Raw genomic sequence first — 25928 nt, 5'->3', positions numbered from 1 at the left:
TCTCTCAGGACTTCGCGTGGCGTTTCGCCAGCATCCAACGTGAGATCTTCATGTCCCTGGCTTTTCGCTCGATGGTCAGCAGGTCCAGCGGAGCGTTGAACTTCTGAACGGCCAGTGATTTCACACTGCTGAACTCACGCAGCCCATCGGCTCCGTGGATACGGCCGAATCCGGAATCGCCGACCCCGCCGAACGGCAGGGCGGCGATTCCGGCGAATCCGAGAACCGAATTGACCGTGACGACACCGCATTCGAGCTTTTCGGCAATCGCTCGGCCCTTCGACGAACTCTTGGTGAACACCGAGGCGCCCAAGCCGTACTTCGATGCATTGGCGCGCTCGATCCCCTCGTTCATGTCGGCGACCTTGTTCACCACGACGCTCGGGCCGAACGTCTCCTCGGTGATCGCCGTGGAATCCTCCGGAACATCCGTCAGGATGATCGGATCGATGAACGGACCGTTGAACGAATCAAGTCCGCCGAGTACAGCTTTCGCGCCGCGACTGAGAGCGTCTTCGATCTGGCCCCGGACTATCCCAGTCTGCTTTCCCAGCGTCATCGGCCCGTAGGTCGAGCTGTCGGTGGCGCCGGCGTGGGCGTCTCGTAGCGCGGCGGTGAGCTTGGACAGGAAGGCGTCGTACACGGGCGCTGCGACGTAGATTCGTTCGACGCCGGCACAGGTTTGTCCGCCGTTGCCCACTGCCCCGAATGCCGCGAAGCTCACGGCCGCATCGAGGTTGGCGTCGGAGTCCACCAGCATGGCGTCCTTGCCGCCGCATTCGGCGACCAGGGGGGTGAGGGTGTCCGCGCAGGCGGCCATTACGCGCTTTGCGGTAGCGGTCGAACCGGTGAATGCGATCTTGTCGACACCGGACGAACACAGAAGTGCACCGGTTTTTCCGTCACCGGTAATGGTCTGCAGGACAGGGTGTCCGGGTGCGGCGATGTTCCACAGCCGGGCCAATTCGACGCCGACGCCTGGTGAGAGTTCGCTCGGTTTGAAGACTACGGCGTTGCCGGCGGCCAGTGCGTAGCCGATCGACCCCATCGGTGTGTACAGCGGATAGTTCCAGGGGCCGATCACGCCGACGACGCCCATCGGTCGGTAGCCGACGGATGCAGACTGGTTGGCGCTGATCAGTCCTGCACCGACGCGTCTGCGGCGCAACACTTTCTGTGCGTTGCGTGCCGCCCAGTCGAGATGTTCGACGGCCAGCATGACTTCGAGTAGTGCGTCGTCGCTGGGTTTTCCGGTCTCGGCGGAAATGATCGCCGCCATCGATTCGGCGTGAGTGGCGATCGCGGCGCGGAAATTGCCGAGCACCTTCCGGCGGCCTTGGAATCCGAGTTGATCCCACCACTTCGACGCCGTGCGTGCTGCGGCGACCGCTTTCTCGATCTCCTGCTGGTCTGCAATGGGGTGCTGCGCGACCACGGAATCATTGCGAGGGTCGAGGCTCGCGAAAGTGTGATCGTCCGATCTCGGATCTGTCGACGTGGACGTGCTCTGGCGGCCGAGCTGTTCTGTCATGTTCTTCAGATCCTCCACATGTCGGTGCATCACATATATGTGATGTGATTTACTGTGCTGGTAGTCACAGTATGCGTCGGACCGAGCTCCGACAAGCCTCCAGCCTCATCTCACTCGGGAGTTTTCGATGTACATGGATTTCACGCAGGAGCAGTCTGATTTCGCCAAGTCGGTAGCGTCGTTCTGCAAGAAGGAAAGTGGTACCCGTGAGCAGCGAGACCTGCTGACCGATCATGGCGCCCATAACCACAACCAGGCGTTCTACGAGAAGATGGCGGAATTGGGATGGCTCGGGCTGACTGTCCCGGAGGAATACGGCGGATCCGCCGGAAGCACGGTCGACCTGTGCATCTTTCTGGAGGAAGCCGCCAAGGGCATGGCGCCGATCGGTGGACTCGGCCCGACCGTCATCACCGGGGCTGCATACGAGAAGTTCGGCAGTCCGGCCCAGAAGGAGGCAGTGCTCGGCGGGATCGTCCGTGGCGCGTCTCAGTCGATCTCGATGTCCGAACCCGAAGCGGGCTCCGACGTGGGAAATCTGAGTTGCCGCGCCGAGAAGGTCGACGGTGGGTGGCTGATCAACGGCCAGAAGACGTGGTGTTCCAACGCGCACTTCGCCGAGAACATCCTTCTGGTGGCTCGCACATCCCGAGGTGAAGGCAAGCATGAGGGCCTGACGATGTTCCATGTCCCGGCCGACATCTCCGGATTGAAGATCAGTGGAATCGACACCATGGGCGGCAAGGAGGTCAACGATCTCTACTTCACCGACACATTCCTGCCCGAGGACGCGGTGGTTGGGGAAGTAGGCAACGGCTGGCGTCAACTCATGGCCGGACTCAACATAGAACGCCTCATCCTCGCGGCGATGATGCTCGGGACCGCGCAGCGCGCTTTCGACGACACCCTCGAATTCGTAACCACGCGTAAGCAGTTCGGCCGTCCGGTCGGATCGTTTCAGGCGCTTCGCCATCGGATCGCGGATCTCGCCACGGAGATCGAATGCGGCCGTCTGCTGGTCTACAGCGTGGCCAGGATGGTCGACGCCAACCCGACCAAGATGTTCCCGCGGGAAGCGTCGATGGCCAAGCTCAAGCTGACCGAGACCGCCAAGAAGGTCGCGCTCGAGGGGATGCAGATGATGGGTGGGTACGGTTACGCGACTGAGTTCGACATGGAGCACCATGTGCGAAAGACTCTTGTGTCCTCCATTTATGGTGGTACCAACGAGATTCAGCGAGACATCATCGGCAAAACGTACGGACTGTGAGGATCGGTTGTGGCAACGTCTGCACGCACTCGGAGAGCGACATCTGAGCTGAGGAGACGGCCACAGTTGTCGGAGGACGTGGCCAACCACGTTCGCAACCTGATCATGTCCGGCTCGGTCCGTCCGGGCGAGTTCGTCAGGCTGGACGAAACCGCGGCCGACCTCGGGGTCAGCGTCACGCCGGTGCGAGAAGCCCTCGTCGCATTACGCGGCGAGGGGATGGTCGAGTTGGTTCCGCATCGCGGCTATCTCGTCTCGCCCCTCAGTCGCCAGGACATCGAAGACATCTTCTGGTTGCAGGGGCAGATCGCGGTCAAGCTGGCGTTGCGGGCGATGGACAGCATCACCGCTGATCAACTCGCGGAACTCGCGGAACTCAATGCCGATTTGCGAGCGGCGGTCGACGCTTCGGATGCAGCTGCGATCGAGCAGTGCGAATTCGAGTTCCATCGCCTGATCAATCGCGCTGCGGGTGGTGCGAAGTTGGCATGGTTCCTGTTCGGCGCGATTCGGTACACCCCTGCTCGTCTCTACGCGACGGATCCAGGTTGGGGTGAGCTTGCGGTATCGAGCCACGATGCTTTGATCGCGGCGTTCGAGAAGCACGATCGAGAACAGGTGGACGCGCAGATGAGTCTGCAGTTCTCCGACGGCGCTGCTCGACTTCTCGCTCACCTCGACAACATCGGGATCTGGGACTGAATGCAGGAGCTCAAGACGGCGGCAGGGCGGGTGCGAGCAGGATCGCCGCACATTCGGCGACCAGTTCTTCTTCCGTCACGTCGATGTACCCGTCGAGCCATGCACTGAGGGTCTGCGCCAGGCCGCCGACCAGGAACGTGGCCGTCAGGGTCAGATGACCGCTGTCGTTCAATCGGTAGAAGGTCTTCGCGTTGGCGGCCAGGAGACCGATGAATATCGTCGTCGACGCTTGGCGTTTCTCGGCCAGGACAGGGCTCGTCAGGGCGCTGGAGAACAGTAGACGTCCGCGACGGGGATCGTTCGCGATAGTGCGGACGATATTCGCGATTCCAGCGAGCGCCTTGCCGCGTTCGGTCTCGGCGGCGTCCACTGCAGCCTGGGTTGAAACGGCGATGTCCGTGATGACGGTGTCGTAGACGGCCGACATCAGAGCATCACGATCGGTGAAGCTCTCGTAGAAGTACCGCGCCGCGACACCGGCCTTCTTGCACACTCCGCGGACCGTCAGTTCGGGCTCGGCGGAGCCCATGAGTTCCAGACCGGCCTCGATCAGCGCACCCCGTCGTTGGGCTACGCGGAGCGCGCCGTCGACGCCACCGTACGAACGCGGTTGGTCATTCATGAAGACCATCTTTGCATCCCGAGATTGCTTGACATCTCGGCATTTCAGCGTTTCACTCATCTGAGAACATGCGTTCGCAGATATGACTTCGAAGGGGTTCTGCCATGACGGTGAGTAGGGATTCGACGGGCGGGCGCGAGGAAGCGGTGGCAGGCGGCATCGGAGCGGTCGGCGTCCAGGCGGTCGACATCGACGCCGAGGTTGAAAAGGCGATGTCCGGGCTCGGACTGTTGGCCGCAGGCGCCAACGTCATCATGCAGTTGGCGCGCCCGGCGGTGGGGTACGGCGTGTATGAGAGCAAGGTCGAGACGGGTCGGTTGGATCGGCATCCGGTGAAGCGAACCCGGACGACGCTGACGTATCTCGCCGTCGCAAGCCTGGCGACGGACGAAGAAAAGAAGCTGTACCGACGCGCAGTCAACGGCTCTCACAAGCACGTTCGCTCCGATGAGAACAGCGCGGTCGAATACAACGCGTTCGATCCCGAACTGCAGTTGTGGGTAGCCGCCTGCCTGTACCGAGGCTTCGAGGACGTCTACAAAATCTTGTACGGGGATCTCGATCCGGTAACCCGGGATGCGTTCTATCAGCGCAGCGCCACGTTCGGTACAACCCTTCAGATGCGACGCGACATGTGGCCGGCGGACCGGGACGCGTTCGAGGTCTACTGGAACGAGAACCTCGACAAGGTGGCGATCGACGAGACGATTCGTGAGCATCTCTACGGGATCGCGTCGGCGACCTTCACGCCGAAGTTGTTGCATCCCGTGGTCGGTCCGCTCAACCGATTTGTCACCACAGGGTTCCTGCCCCAAGCCTTTCGTGACGAAATGCGGCTCCCGTGGTCAGTGCGTCAGCAGCGTAACTTCGACCGATCCATGCGCGTCGCCGCGCTGGTCAATCGGTTCAGTCCGAAGATTCTGCGGATGTTTCCCTACAACTTCTATCTCTGGGATCTGCGTCGGCGCATCGCCAAGGGAATCCCGTTGGTCTGAGCCGACTCTGGCACTTGAAGTGATTGACACCACAGGTGAATCGGACACATACTCGACATAGTTGAAGTTGACGTCAAGTTTCATCATTCCTGTGGAGGCTGTCAGTGGCGAACATCGAAGGCGTATGTGACCAGCGATTCTCTGGCTTGAAGGAGGCGCTGGCACGCAATCTCGATTCCGGCGAGGACGTCGGGGCAGCGATCGCACTGACGATCGACGGCGAATCCGTCGTCGACATGTGGGGCGGTTGGGTCGACGTCGAGCACACTGCTCCTTGGTCTCGCGACACCGTTACCAATGTCTGGTCCTGCAGCAAGACCGTGACCGCACTGGCCGCGCTCATGCTCGTCGACCGCGGGTTGCTTGATCTCGACGCCCCGGTCGCGCAGTACTGGCCGGAATTCGCAGCAGCGGGCAAGGACCGAATTCGGGTCCGGCAACTGTTGTCGCACACCTCGGGTGTGTCGGGGTGGGATCAACCGTTCACCCTCGAGAACATTTGCGACGACGAATATGCCACCGCCCGGTTGGCGACGCAGGCTCCGTGGTGGGAACCGGGTACGGCATCCGGATACCACGCCCTCAACTACGGCCACCTGATCGGCGAGGTCGTCAGGCGCATCGACGGACGAACCCTCGGCCGCTTCATCGACGAGGAAATCGCCGGCCCACTCGATGCTGATTTCCGCCTGGGCTTGCCGAAGTCGGAATACGGGCGAGTCTCGAATGTGATTGCGCCACCGCCGTTGCCGATCGACATCGCGGCACTCGGGATGGACAACATCATGGTGAAGACATTCACCGCGCCGCCCGCTGACGCTACAGGTTCGTGGACCGACGGGTGGCGCGCCGCCGAGATCGGTGCGGCCAACGGTCATTCGAATGCGAGGGCACTCGCAAGGATCCAATCGGTGATCGCGTGCGGTGGCAAGGTCGGTGACGTTCGCTTGCTGTCGGAGGAAACGATCGACAAGATCTTCGAGGAGCAGTCGTACGGGGTCGACCTCGTCCTCGGCGTGCCGGTCCGCTTCGGCGTCGGATTCGGATTGCCGACGCCCGAGTCCGTCCCGTTCATTCCGGAGGGGCGAATCTGCTTCTGGGGAGGTTGGGGTGGCTCGCAGATCATCATCGACACCGAGAAGCGCATGACGTTCTCGTACGTGATGAACAAGATGGGGCCGGGTCTGCTCGGTTCCGAGAGATCGGCGCAGTACGTATCGGCGGCCTACGACGCTTTGAGTTGATCGACCGATTCAAATCCGGCAGAACGGTTTTTGTCTGTCGCCGCTGACTATGCTGCCGGATATGCCAGTGTGCTCCGGGGGGAAATCAGCGAGTCCGTTTCGTCGAAGTACGCCCAAAAGTTGCGGAGCTGCATCGGCTGATCGGCGATGAACGGTTTGGTCGACGTCGTCATGCGCTGGTGGCAGTTGCCGGACCAGTTCCACAGTTTCAGCAGGTACCTCCAGGACCGCGGGTTCTTGACTTCCTGCCGGGCGCTGGTCGGCGGAACAGCATTCTGGATGGGGCTGGTGTTGCTGTCGGCGCGATTCAGTGACGTCGGTCCGCAAGGTACGTTCTGGCGAGCGGTCAATCTGGCGGTCATCGCGCTGTGCCTCGGCGCGGCCCTGATCTGGTGGCTGTTTCCGCCTACGCCGCTGTGGTCGTACACCTTTGTCGTGGGTTCCGACGTCGCGATTGCGGCGGCGGCCGCAACCGACTCGGAACCGCTGGGACGACTCATCGCGTGCGTCGTTTTCGCGTCGATCGGCGGCTACATCGCGTTCTTCCACAATCCGAAACTCCAAGTCGGTCACTTGGTCTTCGCCTCGACCGTCACGGTGCTTTCGGGGTGGACTTTGTTGTTCGGGCCAGCAGCGGACGTCGGCTTGGGACTGGCGAAGATCTCGGTTGTGCTGGCTACGATCATCGTGATTCCTGTTGTGTCACAGATTGTTCTGGCGGTCCTGGGTTCGGATGCCACTACCTCCGACATCGACCCGTTGACCGGACTGCTCAACCGTCGCGGATTGGCGCGTCGGGTGAACGACTTGATGGGCGCTCCGGTCACCGAAGCGGATGCACTGCTCGTAGTGGTGATCGACCTCGATCGCTTCAAGACGATCAACGACGTTCACGGCCATGACGTAGGAGACAGCACGATCATGCGAACTGCACTGCGCATCCGTTTGTGGACAACCCAGTCCGCCTTGACTGCTCGTATGGGCGGTGACGAGTTCGTCGTGGTCGAACGGGTACCGGTCAGCGTGATCTCCAGGCTGGAAGGACAGATCCGCTCCGCGATGGACGGAGCGAACGATGACCCTCCGACGAGCGCGAGCATCGGAATGGCGGTCCGCACCGCGCCCCGGAATCCGGGTGAGTCAGTCGACGCTGCTTTTGCCGAACTCTTCCGCGTCGCGGACTCGGTGATGTACGAAGCGAAGCGCGAAGGTGGCAACCAGGTGCGGGCGAGCCTGGTCTGATGTGAGAGCTCAGTCGGCGAAGCTCAGACCACGTTCGGCGAGTGCTTCGCGCAGAATCCTCAAGGCCTTCGGTCCCATCCCGTGCAAAGCGCCGAGTTCCTTCTCGGACACGGACGTCAGCTGCGCGAGATGGGTGTAACCCGCTGCGATCAGCGCGCGCTGTGCGGGAGCTCCCGTCTTCGGGAAGTCGGTTTCCACTGTGCCCGGATCCGGTTCTGTCACTGGCCAACTCCTCCGTGTGGGTTTCTCACAGTTTAGCGAGCGTCGTGAACGATTTCGGGGCTGCCGATTTTGTCGGGCGTTCGCGGAAGTGCGCGAGCTGCCACGGCAATGCCGACGATCGAGACAGCGGCGAAGGTGAAGAGAAGCAATTGCGCAGAACGAAGCGTCGACGGTTCGCCGATGTTGACCAGCACTCCGGCCAGGGCTGCACCGAAGGCATTGGCGATCAGCTGAACGGTGTTGATGGCAGCCGAGGCACGCGCACCTTCTCCGGGATCGGTGACCGAGGTCATCGCCCCGACTGCAAGATGAGGCCAGGCGATGCCGATTCCGACGCCGGCGAACAGCAGTCCGATCACCCACGCGACCACCGCACCGGCGCCGGCGTGTTCGGTGAGAAATGCTGCCATGATGCCCAACCCGATCGCGACGAGGATCGGACCGCTGACAACGATTCGTCGCACGATACGAGGGGCTGTTGCCGAGGCGCTCGGGATTTCGCCGAGAGTCCAGCCGAGAGCGAGTGCGGCCCCGAGGAATCCGGCCGCGAGAGGCGCCAGGCCGGCAAGTCGTTGCCCGAAGAGTGGAATGAACGTCTCGACGGTCGACGCGACAGCGAGGACGACGATGGTCAGGTACACCCATTTGAGGGACGACGCGTTGAACGTCGACGGCGGTAGTACGCCGTGGCGCGAGCGACGGTCTGCGGCGACAAAAGCGATCAGTAGCAGCACAGCGGCGAGAACCATTGCGGCGGTCACGGCGAGGTTGGACAGAATTCCGGCAACGCTGACCAGCAAAGCTGCCGCAGTCAGCAATGCCAGCGAGAGGACCGGCACCGGGCTACTGGTGGTGCTGCCCGGTTCATGTGCCGGTAGCGCGCTGGGGACGAGAGCGGCGACTGCGATCGTCGCGATGACCAGGACGCCGAAAGCCCATCGCCAGGCTCCGAACTGAGCAAAGACACCGCCGATTGCAGGGCCGGCGAAGGTGCCGACTCCCCACATCGCCGAAACCAGCGCGGCCCCGCGAGTCCACAGATGTCTGGGGAGCGCGGCATTGATGACGGCGTAACCGAGACCGGCCAGCAGGCCACCGCCCGAACCCTGGATCGTGCGGCCGACCAACAGCAATTCCATCGTCGGGCTGACCGCACAGACAACGGTGCCGAGCGCGAAGATCGCGAGGCCGATCAGGTAGGCCCCGCGCGGTCCCCTGGCGGCGAGGACGTTGGTGACCAACATCGAAGAGATGACGGAAGCAATGAGGAAGACCGTCGCGGTCCAGGCGTAGTACTGCTGACCGCCGATGTCGTCGATGGCAGTCGGAAGCAGGCTGGTCGTCAGGTAGACGTTGGTCGCGTAGAGCGCAACGCCGCCTGCGAGGACGGTAGCGGTGCCGAGGTATCGACCGCTCAGGAGTTGCCGCCAGGTTCCGGCGGGAGCATCGGTGGGGGAGTGCATGTTGTCGAAGGTAGAATCTCGAGTGCGCTTCAGGTCAATGTCGCGCAGCCATTGGGAGGCAGAATGATCCGTAAGAGTGACGAACTTCTCTCGATCGGCGAGGTATCGGAGCGCACTGGCGTCGCCGTGTCGGCTGTGCGCTACTACGAAACACTCGGTCTGGTTCCTGCGGAGCGGACGGCAGGAAATATGAGGAAGTTCCCGCGGCATTCGATCCGGCGGGTGTCGCTGATCCAGTTGGCAGTCAGATTCGGGATACCCCTGGCCGAAGTTGCCGAAGTATTCGGATCGTTGCCGCAGGGGCGAACTCCGACGAAGAAGGACTGGCGTAAGATTTCCACGGAGTGGAATCAGCGCCTCGAGGATCGCAAGCAGGCCATCAACCGGATGCAGGACGAACTGACGGGCTGTATCGGCTGCGGGTGTCTGTCACTGAAAACATGCAACCTGCTCAACCCTGGAGACGAACTGGGCCGGGAGGGACCCGGCGCCAGACGTCTCTGAAACTACTGTCGGTCACACTCTTTCGCGTGGCCGCGACTGAGCATTCCACCGACCACCACGACGCTCGATCTCGATGGGATGCGAGAAGCACTCGCTGATGTTCTGGGTGGTGATCACATCCTCGGCGAGGCCGCTGGCGGTCACGACGCCGTCCTTGATCAGAAGAGCATGTGTGGTGGTGCTGGGGATCTCCTCGATGTGGTGCGTCACGAGGATGCTGGCAAGTGACGGGTTCTGATTGCGGAGGTCGTCCAGTGCCGTCAAGAGTTGTTCGCGTGCAGCAAGATCGAGCCCGGTCGCCGGTTCGTCGAGCAGAAGCAGGCGCGGTTCGACCATGAGTGCGCGGGCGATCAGGGCTCGTCCCCGTTCGCCTTGGGACAAGTTGGGCCACAGTGCGTCCGAACGCGGACTCATTCCGAGTAGATCGATCAGTGCGTCGGCGTGAGCCTCTTGCTCCGGCGTCGGTGACCAGCGCGGCATCACCTCGGTGGTGTTGGTGAGGCCGGTGATCACGACGTTGCGGACGGTGATCGGAATTCCGATCGTGTGACGAGGGTTCACGTGCCCGATGTCCATCCGCAGTTCCCTCATGTCGACGCGGCCCAACTTGTGGCCGAGGACGTAAACGGAACCGCGAGTCGGGTGGGCGGTTGCTCCGAGCAGGCTCAGAAGCGTGCTCTTGCCCGCGCCGTTCGCGCCGAGGAGGACCCAGTGTTGTCCGGGTTCGATCGAAATGTTGATGTCTTTCAACAAGTATCGGCCGTCGCGGACGAGATCCACGTGTTCGGTCGACAGAACTGTGCCGGTGGGGTGTTGCACGAGAACTAACCTCTCTTAGGCGTCGAGCACACGCAGTCGTCGTAGGACGGTGTCGATGTTTGCTCGAGTTGCCGCTACCGCGGCTTCTGGGTCGGCGTCTTGAAGGGCCTCGACCAACTGATCATGGGCATGTGAGGTGTCGGGGACGCCGGCCTCGTGGGCCATCATCTCGACGAGGGATTCACGAAGGAGTGGACGCACCGACGTGAAAAGCGAGAGCAGAACTGCGTTTCCTGACAGTCGAACGACTTCGGTGTGGAAGTCGAGGTCGACGTCGACGAACTTCTCGACATCACCCTCGAAATGACTGTGTCGCATGGTCAGTCGCCGCCGCAGGCCGTCGAGGTCCTCGGGTTGTACCCGCTCCGCGGCCAGTCTGGCGGCCTCGATCTCGAGTGCGCGACGGACTTCGAAGACCTCGAGGATCCTCGAGCGTCGAAGAAGTTTGGTGAATTCGTCGACGTGCTCGAGTTCGGACGCGGCAGCCACGAAGGTTCCGACGCCGTGTCGGACTTCGAGTAGTCCGTCGCGAGCGAGGAGGCGGATTGCCTCGCGAATCGAGGAACGCCCGACGCCGAGTTCGACGGCGAGGGCCGCCTCGCTCGGTATGCGCTCGGACGGCGCCCACGTTCCATGCATGATTCGCCCGCGCAGCAACTGTTCGAGTTGCGGTACCAGCGGACCACTGCGAAGTGTGAATCCTGTGTGGTCGTCGGACACGGCTCGCCTCTCGGGTGGGTACCGAAAGAGTAACAACTCATCAGACGTCTGAGGACTCGGGTGGCCGGTGTGTCGCCGTAGTGTTCACGCGGTCGAAGCGTGTCAGTTGCGGGTGACGCCGAGGAGCAGTGCGATCAGGTCGAGGGCCGTCTCGATCTCGGCCTTTTCTCGGCCGAGCAGGGGGGCGTAGAGGTGTACGTCGCAGATGCGAACGAGGGCTTCGCCCAGCACTTGCGGCGAGAGCGTGATCGTCAGTTGGCCGGCGTCGACCTGGGACTGCAAGATTTCGGCGGTGATGGAGGCGGAGATCGATTCGATGGAGCCGGGCATCATCGCGAGTTTGATGAACACCATCGGTTCGCGTTTGGTCAGCGCGCGCAGTTCTGTTGACGATTCCACCGATCGCATAACGCGGCCGAAGACGTCGAGAATGTACTCCGGACCTTGCCCCGACGCCTGTGACATCGCCTTTCGGTATGTCCGTTCGGTGGCCTCGGCCAGCACTGTTCCGAGCAGCTCGTCGCGGTTGCCGACCCAGCGGTACAGCGTCGCGCGGCCTACGCCGAGACGTTCGGCGAGCAGTGACATGTCGAGTGGTTCCTCCGCGAGGTACATGCTCGCGGCGGTGTCGATCGCGCGTCGGCGTTCGAGGTCGGTAGGCATCGGGACATTCTCTCCGGTTGTCCGGTACTGCACAATTTCGGCCGTTGAAAAATGGTGAGCCTCGGGGGATCGAGCCTATTGACGAAGCTGGCCACGTGAGACACACTAGCTCATTGTCTCATGTTAGTGATGGCGATCACAGTCAGGGGTTCGATCGATGAGTTCAGTACAAACCGTTCGTGGGCCGGTGGATACAGCCGATCTGGGAAAGGTGTTGATGCACGAGCATGTCTTCGTTCTGGGTGAGGAGTTGCGCCAGAACTACCCCGACTACCCCGAACCCTGGGACGAGGAAGTGCGGGTAGCGGACGCAGTAGCAAAGCTGACCGAGGTGAAGTCCCGCGGAATCAGCACGATCGTCGATCCCACAGTGATCGGCCTCGGCCGGTACATTCCGCGAATCGTCCGGATCAACGAGCAGGTCGATCTCAACATCATCGTTGCTACCGGCATCTACACCTACAACGACATTCCCTTCCAATTCCATTACACCGGACCGGGATTGCTGTTCGACGGCCCCGAGCCGATGGTCGAACTGTTCGTCAAGGACATCAGGGAAGGAATCGCCGGAACCGGTGTCCGAGCCTCCTTCCTGAAGTGCGCCATCGAGGAGCCGGGCCTTACCCCCGGCGTCGAGCGGGTCATGCGCGCGGTCGGACAGTCGCAGGTGGAAACGGGAGTGCCGATCACCGTGCACACCAACCCGCACACTGAATCCGGGCTGGTCGCGCAGAAGGTTCTGGCCGAAGAGGGTGCGGATCTGACCAAGGTGGTCATCGGTCACTCCGGCGACACCACCGATCTCGATTACCTGTGTGCGCTGGCCGATGCCGGTTCGCTACTGGGGATGGACCGTTTTGGTCTCGAACCGTTCCTGTCGTTCGAGGATCGTGTCAACACCGTGGTGGAGATGGCCCGTCGCGGTTACGCGGAGAAGATGGTTCTGGCACATGACGCGTCGTGTTTCATCGACTACTTCCCCAGCGCGGCAAGAGAAGTGGCACTTCCGAACTGGAACTACACCCATATCAGTGATGATGTCATTCCGGCGCTGCTCGAACGTGGTGTCACCGAAGACCAGGTCAAGGCGATGCTGGTGGACAACCCACGTCGGTACTTCGAGAGCTGAGATATGACCAACGTGTACGAGAGCAAGCCCTGGCTCGCCAATTACGACGCCGACACTCCGCCGAACGTGGACATCGAGCATGCCAACGCCCTCGCGATGTTCCGTGCTTCGCTGGAGCGCGATCGCACCGCCCCGATCATCAGGTACTTCGACAGGACCGTCAGCTTTGCTGAACTCGACGAGATGTCGGACGCGCTTGCGGTAGCCCTCGCCGTGGACGGAATCGGGTTCGGCGACAGAGTTTCCTTTGTCCTGCAGAATGTTCCGCAGTTCGTGATCGCGACAGTCGCGGTCTGGAAGCTCGGTGCCGTCGTCGTTCCGGTCAATCCAATGTACCGCGACCGTGAGCTGTCCACCGTACTGGCCGACAGCGGAGCGGTAGCAGTCATCTGTCTCGAGTCCTCGGCCGAGACCGTGGCGACTGCGTCCGAGGGCACCGAAGTGCGACGGGTCATCACTACGTCGGAACGGGATTTTCAGTCGCGCGACGATGAACGGATCTTCGGTTCGGCGTCCAGGATTCGTCATGATGGATTTCCGGACCTACTGGAACTGATCGAGGCTCATCGAGGACAGAAGCCCGAGAAGGTCGATCTGTCTCCGGAAGACCTTGCCTACCTTCCTTATACGTCGGGGACGACCGGCCCGCCGAAGGGGTCGATGAACACGCACTCAAATGTCGTGTTCGCAGCGCAGATCTATCGGGACTGGCTGGGGTTGCGCCCCGGCGGCGCGATGTTCGCGGTGGCGCCACTGTTCCATATCACCGGGTTGATCGGGCACGTCGCGGCTCCACTCCTGGCCGGCGCGCCCACGATTCTGACCTGCCGATTCCATCCCATCGTTGCAGCGGAGTCAATTTCGGAGCATCGGGCTACCGCGATCATCGGAGCGATCACGGTATTCATCGCGTGGACGGACAGCGCCGCAGTCTCGAAGGAATCTTTGAGCTCTCTCGAGTCGGTGTATTCAGGTGGCGCGCCGATCCCGCACGCGGCGTTGGAAGCGTTCCGGTCGAAGTTCGGTCACTACATTCACAACGGCTACGGGCTGACCGAGACGAACAGCCCGGCAATCGTGGTGCCGAATTCGCGTGAAGCGCCGGTAGATCCGGCGTCGGGGGCCGTTGCTGTCGGCGTACCGGTATCGAATACGTACGCCGAGGTGGTGGACGAGAACGACAAGCCGGTACAGGTCGGGGAGTACGGCGAGATCGTGGTCTCCGGGCCTCAGGTTGCACTCGGTTACTGGAACAAGCCAGCCGAAACCGCGCATGCCATGCCGGACGGGCGTTTTCACACCGGCGACATCGGATTCATGGACGGCGACGGTTGGTTCTACATCGTCGACCGGATGAAGGATCAGATCAATGCGTCGGGCTTCAAAGTGTGGCCACGCGAAGTGGAAGATGTTCTCTACGAACACCCCGCCGTACGAGAAGCTGCCGTCGTCGGTGTCATGGATCCGTATCGGGGCGAAACCGTGAAGGCCTTCGTGTCTTTCAAGGATGGTTTCGAGGCGACCACCGAGGATCTGGTCGAGTTCTGCAAGGAAAGGCTTGCAGCATACAAGTATCCACGCATCGTCGAGGTAATGAACGACCTGCCGAAAACAGTGAGCGGCAAGATTCTTCGTCGTGAACTGCGGGTACCGAACTAGATCTACCTGACAAACGAATTGCCGGCCGCCGACAAGGTGAGCCGGCCATTCGTCGTGGTGGCTGACGAGCATCGGTAGGGGATTTAGTCCCCTATGCGGCAATGCATTTCAGTGATTGACATCACTCTTTTTGTATCGCAGACTGATCGCAACGCCACAGAGTTGAAGTTGGTGTCAGTTTCTACTTCTGGCCCGGTTCCGCTTCTCAACTCCCGGCGCGACGAGCGTCCGACCCATCGAGGAGTAACCCATGACGAGATCGGCAGTGGATTCGAACACGCAGGCAGGGGGTCTGTCCGATCAGGAACGGAAGAAGAAGAAAGCGCACCGCAAACTTCTCGGCGCGGGACTGCTCGGCAGTTCCATCGAGTGGTACGACTTCTTCTTGTACGGAACGGCTGCGGCACTGGTCTTTCCGCATGTGTTCTTCCCCGATTCATCCGCACTGATGGGCACATTGCTCTCGTTCAGTACGTTCTGGGCCGGCTTCGTTGCCCGCCCCATCGGCGGTTTGGTCGCCGGACACTTCGGCGACAAGTATGGGCGTAAGCCCGCTGTCGTCACCTGCCTGTTGCTGATGGCCGTCGCGACGTTCCTGATCGGCGCGATCCCGAGTGCGTCGGCAATCGGCGTCGTCGCTCCGATTCTTCTGGTGACACTGCGATTCATCCAAGGTCTCGCCTGCGGTGGCCAGTGGGGCGGAATCGTCCTTCTCCTCACCGAATCCGCGAGTCCCAAGAAGCGCGGATTCTCAGGCACTTTCGGTCAGATGGGTGTCTCGTTCGGTGTAGTGCTGGGCAACCTGGTCTTCCTCGTCGCGACCGCGACCATTTCCAATGATGCATTCCTGAGCTGGGGTTGGCGAGTTCCGTTCTTCGCCAGCGCGCTGCTCTTCCCCGTGGTTCTGTACATCCAGACGAAGGTCGAGGACACGCCGGAATTCCTCGAGTTGCAGGAAGACGCCAAGAAGAACCAAAAGGACGTCGTCGTTCAGGCTCCACTGGCGCAGGCGCTCAAGGATCACTGGCGCAAGATTCTGCTCGGTTGCGGACTTCTGGCCGCCACCAATGCACTGTTCTACATCAGCATCGCCGGCGTGCTCAGCTACGGCACAACCGAACTGGGGTTGAAGCGGAACTCACTGCTCATCATCTCGCTCCTGAGTGCGTTGCTGACAGTCGGCGTGGTGCTGTGGTCCGGGAAGATGTCCGACAAGATCGGTCGTCGTCCGATGATCCTGATCGGCGCCGCGGCGATCGTGGTCTGGGCATTCCCGTACTTCTGGTTGATCAACACCAAGTCCCTGCCGCTGTTCTTCATCGCGGTGACAGTCGGCAGCGTGTTCCAGTCGATGACCTACGGGCCGATCGCTGCGTACATGGGTGAGCTGTTCGCGCCCAACGTGCGTTACTCGGCAGCATCGTTGGCGTACCAGCTGGCGGCGATCACGGTCAGCGGTGGTACTCCGTTCATCATGACGGCACTCATCGCGAAGACCGGGACCACTACATGGGTTGCCGTGTTCGTAGCCCTCATGGGTCTGGTGACCTTCTTCAGTGCCTGGGTGCTGAAAGAGACCAACCCGAAGGAAGTTCGGGATGATCCGAACGCAATTCCGGGCGCGCACCTGTACGCCAAGTAACTCTTTCGGTTTCGAGCAGACGCCCGCTATCGGTCACCGGTAGCGGGCGTCTGACGTATAACTGGAGCATGGCTGCAGCACGCACAGGCTCCGAAGATGCTTCGTCGACAGCGTCACGGGAACTCCCCTCCACTCAGCGTGGTTTGCGTACGCGTCGAGCGTTGATCGATGCGGCCCGCACCGTTTTCGAACGGTCCGGCTATCTGGACTCGCGGCTGATCGACATCACTGTGGAGGCGCAGTGCTCGGCCGGTACCTTCTACACCTACTTCGCGAGCAAAGAAGAGATCTTCGCGGCAGTGATGGAGTTGGCACGCGAAGACATGATGCATCCGGGTATGCCGCACTCTCCGAAAGGCGCGGATCCTGCTGAGGTCATCGCGGCGAGTAACCGCGCGTACCTCGAGGCGTACCGACGGAACGCGAAGCTGATGGGACTGCTCGAGCAGGTAGCAAGCATCGATCCGGAGTTCCGGGTTCTCCGCCTCGAGCGTGCTGACGCGTTTGTTCGACGCAACGCGCGCAGTATCGAGAAGCTGCAGAAAGCCGGACTGGCGGACGCGAATCTGGATCCGCTACTGACGTCTCGGGCACTCTCCGGGATGATCAGTCGACTTGCGTTCGGGTACTTCGTATCCCGCGGCGGCGAGGACGGCGCCGCCGGAGTGACCTTCGACGGTCTGCTCGATACGGTCAACCGGTTGTGGATCAACACTTTACAATTCTCGCTGCGCCAAAACTGATGTTGACGCCGGGTTCATGTTTGGTGTCTGATGGAGCAATGACACCTACGCGTACGGCAGTGCTCGTCGATTTCGGTGGAGTTCTCACCTCCAGTGTTCTTCAGGCCTTCGAAGACTTCGGGGCCTCGCTTGGGGGCGACCCACGACTTCCGTTGACCCTGCTCTCCCGCGACGACGTCTCGAAGAGACTGCTCTCCGATCACGAATCCGGAAAGATCGACCAGGAGGCCTTCGAAGCAGGATTCGGGGAACGGCTACGAGCGCACGGCGCAGTCGTCGACAGCGTTGGATTGGTCGACCGTATGCAAGCCGGGCTGATTCGAGACGAGGAGATGGTGCGTCTGCTCGCGGACGTGCGGGCGGCGGGTCACCCTGTTGCGCTCGTGTCCAATGCTTTCGGGCGTGATTGCTACGCGGGTTTTGTGCTCGAGGACCTCGCCGACGAAGTGGTGATCTCCTCGGAAGTCGGGATTCGTAAGCCCTCTCGTCAGATCTACACCATCGCGTGCGAGCGGCTGGGTGTTGCGCCCGAAGGCGCCGTGATGATCGACGACCTGCAACAGAACCTCGACGGCGCGGCACGATTGGGGATCGCCGGCATTCTCCACACCGATGCGGAAAGCACTCGCAGTCAGTTGGAATCGACGTTCGGACTACTGCCCATGCAGTGAAACTGTAGGTTCTCGGTAACACTCGAATACTGCTGGAACACTTTTGGAGGAATGAATGATTGCTGTCATCGCGGATATCACCGTCAAAGACGGAAGCGGCGAACAGTTCGAAGCCGTAGTCGCCGAACTTGCCGAGAAGGTGCGCACGGAAGAGCCCGGAACGGTTCTGTATCAACTGATCCGCTCGAAGACGGATACGAATTCCTACAAGTTCATGGAGCTGTATCAAGACGGTGCTGCGATCAAGGCCCATGGATCGTCCGAGCATTTCCAGGCCGCGGGAAAGGCGATGGCGCCCTTCCTCGCAGGCGCCCCGCAGATCGAGTACTTCGACGCACTCTGAGCGTATGGACAGGGCACTCTGAGCGCATGGACAGGTGAACCCCGGCGAAATCTCGCCGGGGTTCACCTGTGTTTTCAGTTCTGCTTCTGGGCGAGGAGTTCGGTGCGGTCGATCGATCGCTTGAGGATCTTTCCCGTCGAACCCTTCGGGAGCGCGTCGATGAACTGGACCACCCGCGGAATCTTGTAGGCGGACAGACGTTCCCGAGCCCACGAGGTGACGTCATCTGCTTCGAGGTCGGAGCCTGGGCGAACGGCCACCACCGCCGCAACCTCCTCGCCGTAGTAGTCGTCGGGTATACCGATCACCGCGGCCTCGATGATGTCGGGGTGCTGGTAGAGCACCTCTTCGACCTCGCCTGGATAGACGTTGTATCCACCGCGGATGATGAGGTCCTTGACGCGGTCGACGATGCGAAGGTCACCGTCGGCGTCGGTCTCGCCGAGGTCTCCGGTGCGGAACCATCCGTCGTCGGACAGGACGGCGGCCGTGTCGGCCGGGCGCTTCCAGTAGCCCTTCATGACCGTCGGTCCTTTGATGAATACCTCGCCCACTGTGCCTGCCTGGCAGACATTTCCGTCGTGATCACGGACCTCGACCTCGGTGCGCGGTACGGCGCGGCCGGTGTATCCGATCTTTGCGACGCGGTCGATGCTGTTGAAAGTTCCGAATGCGCTCGTCTCGGTCAGGCCGTAGCCCTCGAGGATTGTGCAGTTGAACCGTGCTTCGAAGGCGCGAGCGACTTCACCGGGAAGTGATGCGCCACCGGAGATTGCGATCCGCAGTTGTTCGAAGTCGGAGCTGTCCACGTCGGCTGCGGCGTGCAGCATGGCATTCCACATGGTGGGGACGCCGGCCATGATGGTGAGCTTGTCCCGACGCACCAGATCGAGCATGGCGGCCGGGTCGAACCGGGCGAGCAGGGATAGTGATCCGCCGCCGGTGAAGGTTGCCATCATGACCGAACCCTGGCCGAAGATGTGAAAGAGCGGCAGTCCGGTACCGGTGCGGTCCGAGGGATTTCCGCGGCTGCTCTCGGCGCCGATCTCACCGGCAGACAACAGATTCCCGACCGTCAGCTGAGCGCCCTTCGGACGTCCGGTGGTACCGGAGGTGTAGAGAATCGCCGTGGTGTCCGCTGTGTCGCGGTCGACCACCGTTGCCGGTGGATGGTCGGCCTTCGCCGATTCTTCGGTGAGCGTCCACACCGGGACGCCGCGCGCACTCCCTGCATCCTGAACTGCGGGACCGAGCTGGTGCCAGGCGATCGCCAGCGAAATCTCGGCGTCGTCCAGTACGTACTCGACTTCGGGTTGCGCCGACATCGTGTTGATGGGCACCACGACACAACCTGCAGCCTGAATCCCCATGTACGCCACGATGAATTCAGGCACCGACGGCGCCGCGAGCAGAACCCGGTCGCCGATGCTCAACCCTTCGTCGCGAATGCGGCCGGCAAACGCCAGAGACGCGTCGTGGAGCTGTCGGTATGTCCAATGATTATCCGTGCCGCGAATTGCAATATTTTCCGGAGTGGCTTCCGCGTGACGGGTCACCGGGTCGAGAACGCTAACCATGGTTCTGCCTTTCGGGAGGAATCGACCGATTGTGTGTCCTGGGTCTCACCAGAGCGTACACTTGAATCCGGCGTCAACATCGAGTCTGCTGGGATTGTCCCGAAAATGATGTTGATCGGAAGGATGAGGAGCGCACCGTGCTCGACGACGAATCGCGAATTGCCGCCTTACCGGTGGCTCCGCCCGCGCTGCTCCGGGATCGACCGACCACCGAGCGGGGGACACGCACGCGTGCGGCATTGGTTGCTGCTGCCCGTAAGGTTTTCGAGCGCAGTGGCTATCTCGATGCACGTTTGATCGACATCGCAAAAGAAGCCGGTTGCGCGACGGGATCGTTCTACACGTACTTCGCGAACAAGGAAGAGGTGTTCGCCGCCGTCCTCGAGGTCGCGCGAGACGACATGATGCACCCGGGCATGGGACGCGTTGCGAGCGCGGACGATCCGTACGCCGTGCTCGAGGCAAGTAATCGAGCGTATCTGGCCGCGTATCAACGCAATGCGAAGTTGATGGGGCTCATGGAGCAGGTAGCTCACATCGACCCGGAGTTCCGGAAGTTCCGCAGCGAGCGTGCCAATGCGTTCATACGCCGTAATGCCCGCGGGATTGCAGATCTGCAGTCCCGCGGCATCGCGGACACGACGCTGGATCCGATGACGGCGTCGATTGCTCTGTCCGGCATGGTGAGTCGACTCGCCTACAGTCTGTTCACCCTTCGTGAGGGTGAGGTGGACGGGCGTTCACCGGAGTTCGATCAGATTGTCGCCACTGTGACCGATCTGTGGGCGAACGCTCTGAAGTTCCCCGACCGTCTCTGACGAGGTGGGCCGCCCCGGCTGCATCGATGTTCGAGCGGCCGGGCGTCCCAGTCTCGGTTCAGCTCTTTTCGGTTCAGCTCTTTTCGACGACGCGAGCGACGGATTCGGCGACCACGACGGGCTTGTCGGAACCCTCGCGCTCGACCACCTGGCTCATCTTCACTTGGATTCCGCCGGGCAACTGCTCCGCGGACACGACGGTTGCGCGCATGCGGACCCGGGATCCCACGGGAACGGGAGCGGGGAAGCGAACCTTGTCGTAGCCGTAATTGAGGCTGTGGGCGAAGCCGTCGAAGTGGATGAGTTGGTAGGAGAACTGGGGTCCCAGTGAGAGGCTGAAGAGTCCGTGCGCGATCGTGCTGCCGAGCGGGCTCGATGCGGCTCGTTCCGGGTCGACATGAATCCACTGATGATCGTTTGTGGCTTCGGCGAACGCGTTGATGCGCTCCTGGGTGATGTCGTACCACTCCGTCGGGCCAAGTTCCTGGCCGATGAGCTTCTCGAGCTCGGCGAAGGTGGACGGGCGGACGGGCAATTGGTTTTCAGTCATCGTTATCCCTTTACTCGCAGTTCAGGAGGACGGAACGGGCCGTTCGGGTGACCGTCGCGATTCGACGGTTGAAACTGACGCCGGATTCAACTATACATGAGGGGAGACGTGGATCACTGTCAGCGCGTAGGTATGACGCAAGCGAGAGGAATCGCTCATGAAGGTTGCCCAGAAGGTAGCAATTGTCACCGGTGGCGGCGGGGGAATCGGCGGTGCACTGGCCGAGCGACTGGCTGCCGAGGGTGCTCGCGTCGTAGTGGCTGACCTGGACGGGGCAGCAGCTTCGGCAGTAGCGGAGGCGATCAACGCGGAGCGTCCCGGAGCGGCCGTGTCTGCCGGTGGCGACGTCTCCGACGAGACGGTCATTGCGGGCCTGATCGCGCAGGCGGAAAAGGAATTCGGCCCGGTCGACCTCTACTTCGCCAATGCCGGCGTTACCGGTGGCATGGGCCTCGACATCAGTGAAGACGTCTGGGACACGACGATCGACGTCAACGTTCGCGCCCACATTCGCGCTGCCAGGCTCCTCGTCCCCGGCTGGACGGAGCGCGGGGAGGGCTACTTCATCAGCACGGCCTCTGCGGCCGGCTTGCTCAGTCAGGTCGGGTCCGCCGCGTACTCGGTGACCAAACATGCCGCGGTCGCGTTTGCCGAGTGGCTCTCGATCACCTACGGAGATCAGGGTGTTCGCGTCAGTTGCCTGTGCCCGATGGGCGTCAACACCAAGCTTCTCTACGAAGGTGAGAATTCCGGCGATCCGGTCGGCAAGGCCGCAACCGGAGCCGTGCTTGCGGCAGGCAATGTTCTCGAGCCTGCCGAATGCGCCGAAATCGTTCTTGCGGCAGTGGATGCCGAAGAGTTTCTCATCCTTCCGCACAAGAACGTGCTGGACATGTACCGGCAGAAGGGCGCCGACTACGACCGTTGGCTGCGCGGGATGCGCCGGTACCAGGCGTCGCTCCTCGCGGGAACACGATGACCGAGGAACTCGTCCTCTCCGAGCAGAGAGGAGCGGTGCTGGTTCTGACATTCAATCGGCCCCGCGTTCTCAACGCGTGGACCAACGAGCTCGAAGATCAGTACTACGACTTTCTGGCCGTGGCAGACGAAGATCCCAGTGTCCGAGCAATTGTTGTCACCGGCTCCGGCCGAGGATTCTGCTCGGGGGCTGACCTCGGCAATTTGAAGAACGTCGGCGAAGTCTCCGAAAGTGATCTTGTCCGGCCGCGAGACCGTCATTTCCCGACCACCATCCGCAAGCCGCTGATCGCCGCCGTCAACGGCGTCGCTGCCGGGCTCGGAATGGTCGAGGCTCTGTACTGCGACGTTCGTTTCGGTTCGAGCGCAACACGATTCACTACCGCGTTCGCGCGTCGAGGCCTGATTGCGGAGTACGGCATCTCCTGGATGTTGCCCCGCTTGGTCGGGCACAGTCGAGCAGTCGATCTTCTGCTTTCCAGCCGGATGGTGGACGCCGACGAGGCGTACCGCATCGGTCTGATCGACCACCTGGTCACCGGCGGTGACGTTCTGGATGCGGCGATTGCTTACGCCGAGGACATCGCGGCGAACTGCTCGCCGACGTCCCTCTCCGTCATCAAATCTCAGATGAGTGCCGACGCGCACTCGACCTTCACTGATTCCGCCAGGCATGCGGAATCGCTGATGCTGAACGCATTTCACGGCCCGGATGTCGTCGAGGGTGTCAACAGCCATCTCGAACATCGAGCCCCCAATTTTCCTTCCCTCTCTGTCAGGAGTTCACATGTCAGTGTTTGAGTTCTCGGATCGCACCAAGAAGTACCAGGCCGAACTGCTCGATTTCATGGACAAGCACGTTTACCCGGCCGAAGCGGTCTACGAAGAGCAGATGCGTGAGTCCGGTAACCCGCACTTTCAGCCGCCGATCATCGACGACTTGAAGAAGGAAGCCAAGGCCCGCGGGCTGTGGAACCTCTTCCATCCCCATCCCGAATGGGGCCCCGGCCTGACCAACCTGGAATACGCACCGCTCGCGGAGATCATGGGCCGCAGCCACCTGGCCTCCGAGGCCACCAACTGCGCCGCTCCGGACACGGGAAACATGGAGGTGCTCACGCTCTTCGGCACCGACGAGCACAAGGAGAAGTACCTCAAGCCGCTTCTCGAAGGCGAAATTCGTTCCGCTTTCGCGATGACCGAGCCCGAGGTTGCCAGCTCCGACGCCACCAACATCCAGCTCCGTATGGACCGTGACGGCGACGAGTACGTGCTGAACGGCCGTAAGTGGTTCGCTTCCAACGCCTTGCACCAGAACTGCAAGGTTCTGATCGTCATGGGTAAGACCGACTTCAATGCCGCCACCCACCGTCAGCAGTCGATGATGGTCGTGCCGATCGATGCTCCCGGCGTCACGATCCTGCGCAACCTGCCGGTTTTCGGCTACCAGGACCGCGAAGGACACGGCGAGATCACTTTCGAGGACGTGCGCGTCCCGGCCAAGGACATTCTCGCCGGTGAGGGTGAAGGATTCGCGATCAGCCAGGCCCGCCTCGGCCCCGGCCGCATCCACCACTGCATGCGTGCAATCGGAATGGCCGAGCGCGCACTGGAACTGATGTGCAAGCGCGCATCCACCCGCATCACCTTCGGGAAGCCCGTCAGTGACAACGCGAATATCCAGGACTGGATCGCCGAGGCTCGTATCGACATCGAGATGGTTCGACTCCTCACGCTCAAGGCCGCACACATGATGGACACGGTGGGCAACAAGGAAGCGCGCACCGAGATCGCAGCCATCAAGGTTGCGGCACCGAACATCGCGCTCAAGATCATCGACCGCGCCATCCAGGTTCACGGCGGTGGCGGCGTCACCGACGACTTCCCGCTCGCGATGGCTTACGCCCACATGCGCACCCTTCGCCTGGCCGACGGCCCGGACGAGGTGCACAAGCGCGCCATCGCCAAGCAGGAACTGCGCAAGTACCGCGAAGTCAAGGCGAACTGACATGGCAGGACTGGATCTCACAGGTAAGACGGCAATCGTCACAGGCGCATCGCGGGGCATCGGCCTCGCGACCGCGCAGGCGATTGCGGCGGCGGGCGGAAACGTCGTACTGACTTCGCGCTCACAGGAATCCGCAGATGCGGCTGCCGCGCAGGTGAACGGCAACGCGATCGGCGTCGGCGCTCACGCGACGGACGAGGATGCTGCACGCAAGTGCGTCGAGCAGACGATCGAGCGTTTCGGCAGTCTCGACATCTTGGTGAACAACGCGGGCACCAACCCGTCGTTCGGGCCGATCATCAACCAGGATCACTCGCGCTTCGCCAAGACTTTCGACGTCAACGTGTGGGCTCCAGTCCTGTGGACCGGCCTCGCAGCGCGGGCCTGGATGGGCGAGCACGGTGGTTCCGTGGTCAACACCGCTTCGATCGGCGGCATGGCGTTCGAGGCGGGAATCGGTACGTACAACGCGTCGAAGGCTGCTCTGATCCACATCACCAAGCAGTTGGCGCTCGAGTTGTCACCGAAGATTCGTGTCAACGCCGTTGCGCCGGGAGTGGTGAGAACCAAACTCGCCGAAGCTCTGTGGAAAGAACACGAAGAAGCGGTGTCCGCGTCGACTGCTCTCGGACGCATCGGTGAACCCGAGGACGTGGCCGCTGCCATTGCCTTCCTGGTTTCGGATGCAGCCCAGTGGATCACCGGCGAGATCATGACCATCGACGGTGGCCAGTTGTTGGGTGACGCACTCCCGTTCCGGCAGGGAGCGTCCGTCGGTGGCTAGCGTCGGAGTAGTGGGACTCGATACCGAAGCGGTCACCGGGTGGATCGCAGGCCTGGGGATCGACTTTTCCGGGCCGTTGTCCTTCGATCGAATCGGCTTGGGGCAGTCGAATCTCACGTACCTGGTTCGCGATCAGGACGGCAATCGCTGGGTGCTACGACGCCCACCGCTGGGGCATCTGCTGGCCTCGGCTCACGACGTGGCGCGTGAGGCTCGAATCCTGAGCGCTCTCGAATCCACCGACGTGCCTTCGCCGCGAGTATTCGGGTTGACCGAGGATCCTGCCGTCACCGAAGTTCCGCTGCTCCTCATGGAATTCGTGGACGGCGAAGTGGTGGACCGAATGCCTCTTGCGGAGGCGTTGTCGGAAGATCGTCGTCGGGCAATCGGCATCTCGCTGGCTCAGACGTTGGCGAAGATACACGCCGTGGATCTGAAGAAGGCCGGCCTCGACGACCTGGCGAGCCACAAGCCCTACGCTGCACGGCAGTTGAAGCGTTGGGGAGGTCAATGGGAACAGTCGAAGACGCGGGAATGCCCTGATCTCGACGATCTCACCCGACGCCTGATTGCAGCCCAGCCGGATCACACTGAAACCACGTTGGTGCACGGCGACTTTCACCTACGCAATGTGATCACCTCGGCGAGCAACGGCGAAGTTGTCGCGGCCCTCGACTGGGAACTGTGCACACTCGGTGATCCGTTGGCGGACGTCGGAAGCTTGTTGGCGTACTGGCCGGCGGCTGGTGAGAATACCGGCGGCGATTTCCCGGCGTCGGCACTCCCGGGATTCCCCTCGCGAGAGGAGATCTCCCGGATCTATCTCGAGGCCACCGGACGGGACCCTGCTGCGCTGAAGTTCTGGCACACGTTGGGACTGTGGAAGATTGCCGTGATCGCCGAGGGCGTGATGCGTCGCGCCCGCGACGAACCGCAGAATGCCGCCGAGAGCGGAACTCCCACCGTGGAACGTATTGACGCCTTGGTCGCCAAAGCCAGGGAAATTGCAGATCAGGCCGGGATCTGACG

The 25928-nt window shown here is 61.8% G+C and carries 27 protein-coding genes; 18 read left to right on the top strand and 9 right to left on the bottom strand.

Going from position 1 to position 25928, the window contains the following annotated elements:
- Positions 1 to 4 precede the first annotated feature (4 nt).
- On the bottom strand, positions 5 to 1531 hold the full coding sequence (locus AOT96_RS07765) for an aldehyde dehydrogenase family protein (protein ID WP_050656790.1): 1527 nt from the start codon (positions 1529 to 1531) through the stop codon (positions 5 to 7).
- A gap of 127 nt (positions 1532 to 1658) precedes the next feature.
- Here AOT96_RS07765 and AOT96_RS07760 point away from each other — a divergent pair, with 127 nt between their 5' ends.
- Together AOT96_RS07760 and AOT96_RS07755 are read left to right on the top strand one after the other, a co-directional pair.
- Positions 1659 to 2801 carry an acyl-CoA dehydrogenase family protein gene (locus tag AOT96_RS07760; RefSeq protein WP_007730792.1) on the top strand — a complete coding sequence of 381 codons (1143 nt, stop codon included), beginning with the start codon at positions 1659 to 1661 and terminating at the stop codon, positions 2799 to 2801.
- A gap of 9 nt (positions 2802 to 2810) precedes the next feature.
- Positions 2811 to 3503, top strand: a complete 693-nt coding sequence (locus tag AOT96_RS07755; protein WP_054781111.1) for a GntR family transcriptional regulator — start codon at positions 2811 to 2813, stop codon at positions 3501 to 3503.
- Between the two features lie 10 nt (positions 3504 to 3513).
- On the opposite strand, the gene AOT96_RS07750 is transcribed toward AOT96_RS07755, so the two are convergent.
- A complete protein-coding gene (locus tag AOT96_RS07750; protein ID WP_030536050.1) occupies positions 3514 to 4134 on the bottom strand; it encodes a TetR/AcrR family transcriptional regulator in 621 nt (206 codons plus the stop codon).
- Positions 4135 to 4229: 95 nt separating this feature from the next.
- On the opposite strand from AOT96_RS07750, the gene AOT96_RS07745 reads away from it, so the two are divergent.
- From AOT96_RS07745 to AOT96_RS07735, 3 genes are all read left to right on the top strand, one after another.
- On the top strand, positions 4230 to 5120 hold the full coding sequence (locus AOT96_RS07745) for an oxygenase MpaB family protein (RefSeq protein WP_223304557.1): 891 nt from the start codon (positions 4230 to 4232) through the stop codon (positions 5118 to 5120).
- Between the two features lie 104 nt (positions 5121 to 5224).
- Positions 5225 to 6364 (top strand): EstA family serine hydrolase, encoded by a 1140-nt coding sequence (locus tag AOT96_RS07740; protein WP_042446349.1) that lies wholly within the window; start codon positions 5225 to 5227, stop codon positions 6362 to 6364.
- Between the two features lie 147 nt (positions 6365 to 6511).
- On the top strand, positions 6512 to 7606 hold the full coding sequence (locus tag AOT96_RS07735) for a GGDEF domain-containing protein (RefSeq protein ID WP_042446343.1): 1095 nt from the start codon (positions 6512 to 6514) through the stop codon (positions 7604 to 7606).
- A 9-nt stretch (positions 7607 to 7615) separates the two neighbouring features.
- On the opposite strand, the gene AOT96_RS07730 is transcribed toward AOT96_RS07735, so the two are convergent.
- Positions 7616 to 7828, bottom strand: a complete 213-nt coding sequence (locus AOT96_RS07730; RefSeq protein WP_007730800.1) for a hypothetical protein — start codon at positions 7826 to 7828, stop codon at positions 7616 to 7618.
- Positions 7829 to 7860: 32 nt separating this feature from the next.
- Positions 7861 to 9291: an MFS transporter gene (locus AOT96_RS07725; RefSeq protein ID WP_065351531.1), complete on the bottom strand. Its 1431-nt coding sequence runs from the start codon at positions 9289 to 9291 to the stop codon at positions 7861 to 7863.
- A gap of 63 nt (positions 9292 to 9354) precedes the next feature.
- Between AOT96_RS07725 and soxR the strand changes: the two genes are divergently transcribed.
- On the top strand, positions 9355 to 9795 hold the full coding sequence (soxR, locus tag AOT96_RS07720) for a redox-sensitive transcriptional activator SoxR (protein WP_003943238.1): 441 nt from the start codon (positions 9355 to 9357) through the stop codon (positions 9793 to 9795).
- Positions 9796 to 9807: 12 nt separating this feature from the next.
- Here soxR and AOT96_RS07715 read toward each other — a convergent pair whose 3' ends face one another.
- The 3 genes from AOT96_RS07715 to AOT96_RS07705 form a co-directional block, all read right to left on the bottom strand.
- Positions 9808 to 10614 (bottom strand): ABC transporter ATP-binding protein, encoded by an 807-nt coding sequence (locus AOT96_RS07715; RefSeq protein ID WP_003943111.1) that lies wholly within the window; start codon positions 10612 to 10614, stop codon positions 9808 to 9810.
- Between the two features lie 15 nt (positions 10615 to 10629).
- Positions 10630 to 11334 carry a FadR/GntR family transcriptional regulator gene (locus AOT96_RS07710; RefSeq protein WP_003943086.1) on the bottom strand — a complete coding sequence of 235 codons (705 nt, stop codon included), beginning with the start codon at positions 11332 to 11334 and terminating at the stop codon, positions 10630 to 10632.
- 102 nt (positions 11335 to 11436) lie between these two features.
- Entirely contained in the window at positions 11437 to 11997 is a 561-nt protein-coding gene (locus tag AOT96_RS07705; RefSeq protein WP_003943195.1) for a QsdR family transcriptional regulator, read from the bottom strand.
- A gap of 157 nt (positions 11998 to 12154) precedes the next feature.
- Between AOT96_RS07705 and AOT96_RS07700 the strand changes: the two genes are divergently transcribed.
- From AOT96_RS07700 to AOT96_RS07675, 6 genes are all read left to right on the top strand, one after another.
- Positions 12155 to 13126, top strand: a complete 972-nt coding sequence (locus AOT96_RS07700; RefSeq protein ID WP_003943005.1) for a phosphotriesterase family protein — start codon at positions 12155 to 12157, stop codon at positions 13124 to 13126.
- Between the two features lie 3 nt (positions 13127 to 13129).
- Positions 13130 to 14785 carry an AMP-binding protein gene (locus AOT96_RS07695; protein WP_065351530.1) on the top strand — a complete coding sequence of 552 codons (1656 nt, stop codon included), beginning with the start codon at positions 13130 to 13132 and terminating at the stop codon, positions 14783 to 14785.
- Positions 14786 to 15035: 250 nt separating this feature from the next.
- On the top strand, positions 15036 to 16427 hold the full coding sequence (locus AOT96_RS07690; protein ID WP_058038323.1) for an MFS transporter: 1392 nt from the start codon (positions 15036 to 15038) through the stop codon (positions 16425 to 16427).
- Between the two features lie 68 nt (positions 16428 to 16495).
- Positions 16496 to 17170, top strand: coding sequence for a TetR/AcrR family transcriptional regulator (locus AOT96_RS07685; RefSeq protein WP_065351529.1), 675 nt, complete (start codon positions 16496 to 16498; stop codon positions 17168 to 17170).
- 38 nt (positions 17171 to 17208) lie between these two features.
- Complete coding sequence (locus tag AOT96_RS07680) at positions 17209 to 17841, top strand: HAD family hydrolase (RefSeq protein WP_065351528.1); 633 nt, start codon at positions 17209 to 17211, stop codon at positions 17839 to 17841.
- Between the two features lie 55 nt (positions 17842 to 17896).
- A complete protein-coding gene (locus AOT96_RS07675; RefSeq protein ID WP_042446304.1) occupies positions 17897 to 18184 on the top strand; it encodes a putative quinol monooxygenase in 288 nt (95 codons plus the stop codon).
- A 74-nt stretch (positions 18185 to 18258) separates the two neighbouring features.
- On the opposite strand, the gene AOT96_RS07670 is transcribed toward AOT96_RS07675, so the two are convergent.
- Positions 18259 to 19761, bottom strand: coding sequence for a class I adenylate-forming enzyme family protein (locus AOT96_RS07670; RefSeq protein ID WP_007730820.1), 1503 nt, complete (start codon positions 19759 to 19761; stop codon positions 18259 to 18261).
- A 137-nt stretch (positions 19762 to 19898) separates the two neighbouring features.
- Between AOT96_RS07670 and AOT96_RS07665 the strand changes: the two genes are divergently transcribed.
- On the top strand, positions 19899 to 20579 hold the full coding sequence (locus AOT96_RS07665) for a TetR/AcrR family transcriptional regulator (RefSeq protein ID WP_007730821.1): 681 nt from the start codon (positions 19899 to 19901) through the stop codon (positions 20577 to 20579).
- A 73-nt stretch (positions 20580 to 20652) separates the two neighbouring features.
- On the opposite strand, the gene AOT96_RS07660 is transcribed toward AOT96_RS07665, so the two are convergent.
- Positions 20653 to 21129 (bottom strand): MaoC family dehydratase, encoded by a 477-nt coding sequence (locus AOT96_RS07660; RefSeq protein ID WP_003942878.1) that lies wholly within the window; start codon positions 21127 to 21129, stop codon positions 20653 to 20655.
- 157 nt (positions 21130 to 21286) lie between these two features.
- On the opposite strand from AOT96_RS07660, the gene AOT96_RS07655 reads away from it, so the two are divergent.
- The 5 genes from AOT96_RS07655 to AOT96_RS07635 are packed head-to-tail and all read left to right on the top strand — an operon-like array spanning position 21287 to position 25926.
- The gene (locus AOT96_RS07655) at positions 21287 to 22108 is read left to right on the top strand and encodes an SDR family oxidoreductase (protein ID WP_003942864.1); all 822 of its coding nucleotides are present in this window, start codon (positions 21287 to 21289) and stop codon (positions 22106 to 22108) included.
- On the top strand, positions 22105 to 22908 hold the full coding sequence (locus AOT96_RS07650; RefSeq protein ID WP_050656976.1) for an enoyl-CoA hydratase-related protein: 804 nt from the start codon (positions 22105 to 22107) through the stop codon (positions 22906 to 22908). The genes AOT96_RS07655 and AOT96_RS07650 overlap by 4 nt, the downstream gene beginning before the upstream one ends.
- Positions 22895 to 24115, top strand: coding sequence for an acyl-CoA dehydrogenase family protein (locus AOT96_RS07645; protein WP_019745701.1), 1221 nt, complete (start codon positions 22895 to 22897; stop codon positions 24113 to 24115). The genes AOT96_RS07650 and AOT96_RS07645 overlap by 14 nt, the downstream gene beginning before the upstream one ends.
- A gap of 1 nt (position 24116) precedes the next feature.
- The gene (locus tag AOT96_RS07640; RefSeq protein ID WP_007730827.1) at positions 24117 to 24899 is read left to right on the top strand and encodes an SDR family oxidoreductase; all 783 of its coding nucleotides are present in this window, start codon (positions 24117 to 24119) and stop codon (positions 24897 to 24899) included.
- Entirely contained in the window at positions 24892 to 25926 is a 1035-nt protein-coding gene (locus AOT96_RS07635; RefSeq protein ID WP_047269452.1) for a phosphotransferase family protein, read from the top strand. Before AOT96_RS07640 ends, AOT96_RS07635 begins: the two co-directional genes overlap by 8 nt.
- Positions 25927 to 25928 lie beyond the last annotated feature (2 nt).

This window comes from Rhodococcus sp. 008, assembly GCF_001682295.1.
Lineage (GTDB): Bacteria > Actinomycetota > Actinomycetes > Mycobacteriales > Mycobacteriaceae > Rhodococcus_F > Rhodococcus_F qingshengii.
This window is presented reverse-complemented; position numbering and strand designations above follow the sequence as displayed.